1 protein-coding gene is annotated in these 412 nt (G+C 39.6%); it reads left to right on the forward strand.

Annotation, left to right across the window (positions count from 1 at the left end; genetic code table 11):
• The coding region (locus DUK53_RS17695; RefSeq protein ID WP_161564274.1) for a hypothetical protein at positions 1-412 on the forward strand (412 nt) is incomplete at both ends.

Genomic DNA, 412 nt, shown 5'->3' on the forward strand with positions numbered 1-412 from the left:
GTTTTAACCAGCTCCTTTTTTTGTGGGAGCTTAAGCGCAGTCAGCACCGGCACGCTTACGGTGAAGTTTGGTCAGACAACGGAGGATAGTTTTAAGGCGACTCACCCGGAAGCGGTCAATGTGGGTTATAATAACGAACTGAAAGGAAATATTTATAAAGAAACACCCGATAACAACAAGGACAAACGAAGCGGTATCATTTTTGAAAGTACCAAAGATGTTTTTGTCTTGTTTGATCAGAATAAGAATTTATCCGCACTGCAGTTACAATTTAAAAACGATCAGTTTGGTCTAATTAGTGCGATTTTAGCCAGTAAGTACACTACCACCGTAAAGAAAACCCCATTTATCGGCACTGACTATATGGAGCTATACAATGAAGGGGTTTCTATTTACTTGATGGATCCTATTT

Source organism: Listeria sp. SHR_NRA_18 (assembly GCF_003856515.1).
In the GTDB taxonomy this organism is placed as follows: Bacteria; Bacillota; Bacilli; order Lactobacillales; family Listeriaceae; genus Listeria_A; species Listeria_A newyorkensis.